The following is a 5,540-nucleotide window of genomic DNA, read 5'->3' on the forward strand; positions in this document are numbered from 1 at the left end:
CCGTTCTACTTAAATCCGGCCTAACAAATTTTTCGGGCAGCACTGACCAGGCCAAACCACTTCCTTAGAAAGAAAAATTTTCAGCCGGTGTTTTTTGTTTCTTTTAGACACCAAAAAGAAAGAGCCTATCGGCGGCGGTGAGCCGAGGAATGCATGAGCTGTGGGGTAAAAAACAACAATTATATACGTCATTAATATTGATTTTTATACAATAAATTAACCCTCATGGTGACATATTGAGGTGAAATCCTTTAATTAACGCTGAAAGCCAAATACCAAACTGATTTCACAAAGAATTTGACTTCGGCCCTCCGACTTAATTGTTAAAGCCTGTTAAATAACAAAATTTAACAATTCATCGCGATACATTCGTATATCATTATTTAATTATTTGCGATGAATTTTAAAATACTCAGCTTATCAGTTTTTTCTATTATGTTAGTCGGCTTTTCGGTTAAAGCACAAGATGTAGAAGAGAATATCCGTATGGTGAAACCATTTAAGGCCGATGGCGTATCGAACGAGTGGAACGAACCGCTTAACCAATACAATGATGCCACCAAACTGGCCTTTGCCCTGGCCAACGACGACAAAAACCTGTACATTATTATCGAATCGTTAGATCCACAAACTACTTTTAGCGTACTAAGAGGAGGAATTACATTGAACATCAATACTGAAGGCAAGAAAAAAGATGGAATGAAATTAACTTTTCCTTTAATGGAAAGACCTCCCATGCCTAAAGAAGGAGAGGAGCACCATGAACATACTCCTTTATCGCCAGACGGAGCTACACAAGATCCCGTAGCGATGAATAAAAGCATTCGAGTTTCTGGCTTTAAAAATATTGCTGATGGTGAGCTACCAGCGATGAACCAGGACGGCATAGAAACTGGAATGAGTATTCATCCTAACAGAGATCTTATTTATGAATTAAGCATTCCGTTAGCACAATTACAGGTAGGATTAGACCTTAAAAAGCCATTGGTGTACAATATCAAAATTAATGAGCCGAATAAATCTGGTTTTAAAAGAGAAGCTAGACCTGAAGGTACAAGCGGTGGTAAAGGCAGATCGGGCGGTAGAGGTGGAATGGGTATGGGCGGTGGTGGCCGTGGCGGTATGGGTGGTGGAAGAATGGGCGGAGGAGGTCAACGACCACCAGAAAGCGGAGAATCTGCAGCCAAATCTTCTGATTTTTGGATCAAGTATAAGTTGGTAAAGGCCTAAGATATAGAAATTTTGAGTGTTTAAATGAAAGACATGTCATCCTGAGCTTGTCGAAGGACAATCTTTTTGATTTAAACATAAAAGGGTCTTCGACTACCTGTCCCGATTTATCGGGAGGCTCAGACTGACAAGTAAAGGAAATATAGAGTTGTCAACTTTCAGGCCGTTTGGCTATAAAAGTTGACAACTCTTTTTAATTAATACTCCCTGGCCATTAAATGATCTGTAAGCGTTAAAAGATTCGTTTTGCGCTCATCGCTTACATTAATCTGCGCGAATACAGCTAAAGCTTTGTTGAGGTAATTGTTCATGCTTTCTCTAGCAATATCCTGAATATCCAAAGTATCGTATACCTGGCGCACAGTATCTACTTTCTCCTGCACATTAAATTCTTTGTAGCCTGTCCAGGTATCTAATGATGCCCTGGTTTCTCCATCGGCAAGTTCGAAAGCTTTTAACAGCAGGAAGGTTTTTTTGTTGGCTATAATATCGCCACCTACCTGTTTTCCGAATTTTTCAGGATCAGCATAAACATCTAAAATATCATCCTGTAGCTGAAAAGCAATGCCAATATTTTCGCCAAACTGATAAATTAAGTCTGCATCTTTTTCTGAAGCTCCCGCTATAATGGCTCCAAGCTTTAAGGCACCACCCAAAAGCACTGCTGTTTTTAACCTGATCATGTTGATGTATTCTTCAATACTCACATCATCACGGCCTTCAAATTCCATATCTAATTGCTGGCCTTCACAAACGCCTTGAGCGGTTGCATTAAAAGTGTTTAGTACTGGGCCAAGAAAAGCCGGATTAACCTTCGCAAGGTTTTTATTAGCTTCCACCATCATCACATCGCCACTTAAAATGGCAATATTGGTGCTCCATTTTTCGTGTACGGTGGCTTTCCCTCTACGGAGTGGTGCATTGTCCATAATGTCGTCATGAACAAGCGTAAAATTATGAAAGATCTCAATGGCCATAGCGGCGTGGATAGATTCGTTTGCATCCCCACCAAACAACTCTGTCGCCATTAAAACCAATAGTGGTCTTACCCGTTTCCCACCCAGATTAATGATATAAGTAATCGGATCGTAAAGCTGTTTAGGATGATCCGGAAACTTTAAATTTTGTATTGCGGTATCTAAAATTTGTTGTAATTCTTCTGTAGTATGCATTGTAATTATTGCGTAAACACTGTGTTTAAGGCACAATTTTAAATTTTTAATCTGGAATTAAGGTGAAATCGATTTGACGTTTAGAAAGATCTACTTTTTTCACCCTGATCATCACTTCATCTCCCAACTGGTATTTTTTCTTTTTGCGTTGACCTACAATACAGTAGTTTTTCTCATCAAGCACATAAAAATCATCTGATATGTCCCTTAAACGGATCATGCCCTCACATTTATTCTCTTCTATCTCAACATACATACCCCATTCGGTAACACCCGAAATAATGCCTTTATATTCCGTGCCGATATTGTTTTCTAAGTATTCGGCCTGTTTGTATTTAATAGAAGCACGTTCAGCATCTGCAGCTCTTTTCTCCATTGCCGAAGAATGTACAGAGGCCACTTCGTAAAATTCCATATCAGCAGATTTACCTCCATCTAAATAGGTCTGTAAAAGCCTGTGCGCCATTACATCCGGATAACGGCGGATAGGGGAAGTAAAGTGTGTGTAATATTCAAAAGCCAAACCATAATGACTGGTTTTTTTAGTAGAATAAATCGCTTTTGCCATTGATCTGATGGCCAGCGAAGTTAGAATATTCTGTTCTTTCTTGCCTTCTACATCGGCCATTAAATTGTTTAGTGATTTGGCAATTTCTTTATCGGATTTGGTATTGATTTTATAACCGAAACGTGAAGCAAAGGTTGCGAAAGTATTCAGGGTTTCCATATTTGGCGAATCGTGCACACGATAAACAAAGGTCAGTTTGTCTTTTCCTTTAGTTTTCTTGGCTATAAACTCGGCAACTTTACGGTTGGCCAAAAGCATGTAATCTTCAATCAGTTTATGCGCATCTTTACGCTCTTTTACATAAACACCAATTGGTTTGCCAGATTCATCCAGTTTGAATTTAACTTCAGTACTTTCGAAACTGATTGCCCCGTTTTTGAATTTACGATCGCGAAGGATATAAGCCAATTCGTTCAGTTTCAGGATTTCTGCTGCATAATCACCTTCTTTGTTTTCGATTACTTCCTGAGCCTCTTCATAACTAAATCTTCTGTCAGAATGAATTACTGTTCTGCCATACCATTCTGATTGAATATTGGCCTGCTCATCCAGTTCGAAAACGGCTGCAAAACATAATTTATCTTCATGTGGACGTAATGAACATACACCATTACTCAAACGCTCTGGCAGCATCGGGATCACACGGTCTACCAAATAAACTGAAGTGGCACGGCTGTACGCTTCTTTATCGAGATCGGTTCCCTGGATTACATAATGTGAAACATCGGCAATATGAACACCAATTTCGTGGTTTCCGTTAGGAAGTTTTTGATAAGAGATGGCATCATCGAAATCTTTCGCATCTGCCGGATCTATGGTAAAGGTTAATACCTTTCTAAAATCTTTTCTTTTGGCAATTTCTGCTGCAGGAATTTCTTCAGGAATGGCATTGGCTTCGCGCTCTACCTGAGGGGGGAATTCTAAAGGAAAACCATACTGTGCCAAAATAGCATTCATTTCGGTATTGTTCTCGCCCTGGTTACCCAGTACATGTTTAACAATCCCGATTGGATTTTTTGCACTTTCAGGCCAATCTGAGAGGGTTACCAATACACGCTGACCGTTTTTGGCTTCGTGGGTATCGGCTAAAGGCACAAAAATATCGTGCATCATTTTTTTATCATCAGCAATTACAAATGCAAAACGATCTGATATCTTGATTACACCTGTAAAATCTGATTTTGCTCTTTTAATGATTTCGACAACTTCGCCATCATTTTTACGGCCGCTTTTCTTCGCAAAAACATAAGCTTTTACGGTATCACCGTGCAACGCATTTTTGAGCTTTCGTGGAGCTACAAAAACATCTTTCTCAAATTCATCTTCCGGAACAATATATGCAGATCCATCGGCAGTCATATCAACCGTACCAATAATAAAGTTCTGCAGTTCTTTAAGTTTAAATTTACCTTTTTCTGGTTCTAAGAAAATGCCAGTACTTTTCCCTTCTTTTAAGATCTCGAGAATGGTTTCTCTTGATTCTTGATCGTTCAAATTTAATTTGGCCGAAACCTGCTTATAATTAAGCAGCTGATTACTGTTTTTTTCAAAAACATCACTAACCAATTGATTCAGAACTAATTTTATATTTGCCGATTTTTTCTTTGCCATATGCTAAACTGAATTTACCGAAGATACAGAAAAGATGCTCAGGATGGAAAATATAGGGATAATATGTAAAATGGATGATGGTTTATCGTTTAATAGTTTATTGGCCATTGGTTCATTAGTAAAGCAAATTGACAACCAGTTTACGGCCATAGTTAATGGACTGAGTAGGTTATGAAACAGCTATTTAACTATCGGCTATGAGCCAAGAACCAATTAAAAAATATTTTGCAGGTTAAACCTTCTTTCAGGACCCCTTTCTATTCTACGGACTACGGACTAACCTGATCTCCATGTAAGTGATTTTCTTCCGCTCGGCAGTATAGCTCAAATGGATGTTGCCGCTTCTATCCTGGATAATGGCCGGATAGCTGTATTCGCCTTTGCTATGGCTTTCGAGTGTGTAAATATCCTGCCAATTTTCGCCATCGGTTGATATGGCCAGTTTTAATACTGATCTGCCTTCCCACCAGTTTTTACCTGCTGTTAGTGGATTGTAAACCAGTAATTGCCGACTATCTTTCAGGGTTATTGCATCGCTACCAGAATTTGGATTAGGCAATTGAGTAGCCTTAAGTTTTGACCAGGTTTCGCCATTATTTTCCGACCAGCTTTCTACAATCACATTCTGCCTGCTTCTGCATAATAACTGTAATCTCCCATTTGGATAGGTTAAAATAGAAGGTTGGATTACACCAAAAGTATCACAATTGATAGTGATCTTTTTCCAGTTTTCACCTTCCGCATCTGATTTTTCAATATGGATGGCCCATGTTTTTTCATCTAAACTTTCTGTACTTGAGGGATATAGAATTGTTCCATTTGGTAATTGGATAGGTTTGTTTTTAATTGGCCCTAGAAAATCTTTAGGCAATTTCTGTGCTTTAGACCATGTTTTTCCATTGTTAACAGATGTTTTATATTCTGCCCACCAGGTTCTTGGATTTGGACCGACCTTATAG

4 protein-coding genes are annotated in these 5,540 nt (G+C 38.9%); 1 reads left to right on the forward strand and 3 read right to left on the reverse strand.

Annotated elements, in window-relative coordinates:
- Positions 1-396 precede the first annotated feature (396 nt).
- On the forward strand, positions 397-1,230 hold the full coding sequence (locus tag AC1DND_RS17705) for a hypothetical protein (protein ID WP_477583610.1): 834 nt from the start codon (positions 397-399) through the stop codon (positions 1,228-1,230).
- Between the two features lie 197 nt (positions 1,231-1,427).
- On the opposite strand, the gene AC1DND_RS17710 is transcribed toward AC1DND_RS17705, so the two are convergent.
- From AC1DND_RS17710 to AC1DND_RS17720, 3 genes are all read right to left on the reverse strand, one after another.
- Positions 1,428-2,402, reverse strand: a complete 975-nt coding sequence (locus AC1DND_RS17710; RefSeq protein WP_477583612.1) for a polyprenyl synthetase family protein — start codon at positions 2,400-2,402, stop codon at positions 1,428-1,430.
- Between the two features lie 46 nt (positions 2,403-2,448).
- Complete coding sequence (rnr, locus tag AC1DND_RS17715) at positions 2,449-4,581, reverse strand: ribonuclease R (protein WP_477583614.1); 2,133 nt, start codon at positions 4,579-4,581, stop codon at positions 2,449-2,451.
- Positions 4,582-4,843: 262 nt separating this feature from the next.
- A partial coding sequence (locus AC1DND_RS17720; protein ID WP_477583616.1) for a sialidase family protein occupies positions 4,844-5,540 on the reverse strand: 697 nt, incomplete at its 5' end.

The sequence above is a fragment of the Pedobacter sp. 01N416 genome (assembly GCF_056399685.1).

Bases quoted from the DNA above. Each gene is read 5' to 3' on its own strand.
- AC1DND_RS17705 (WP_477583610.1), top strand. From the start codon at position 397: ATGAATTTTAAAATACTCAGCTTATCAGTTTTTTCTATTATGTTAGTC.
- AC1DND_RS17710 (WP_477583612.1), bottom strand. From the start codon at position 2,402: ATGCATACTACAGAAGAATTACAACAAATTTTAGATACCGCAATACAA.
- rnr (WP_477583614.1), bottom strand. From the start codon at position 4,581: ATGGCAAAGAAAAAATCGGCAAATATAAAATTAGTTCTGAATCAATTG.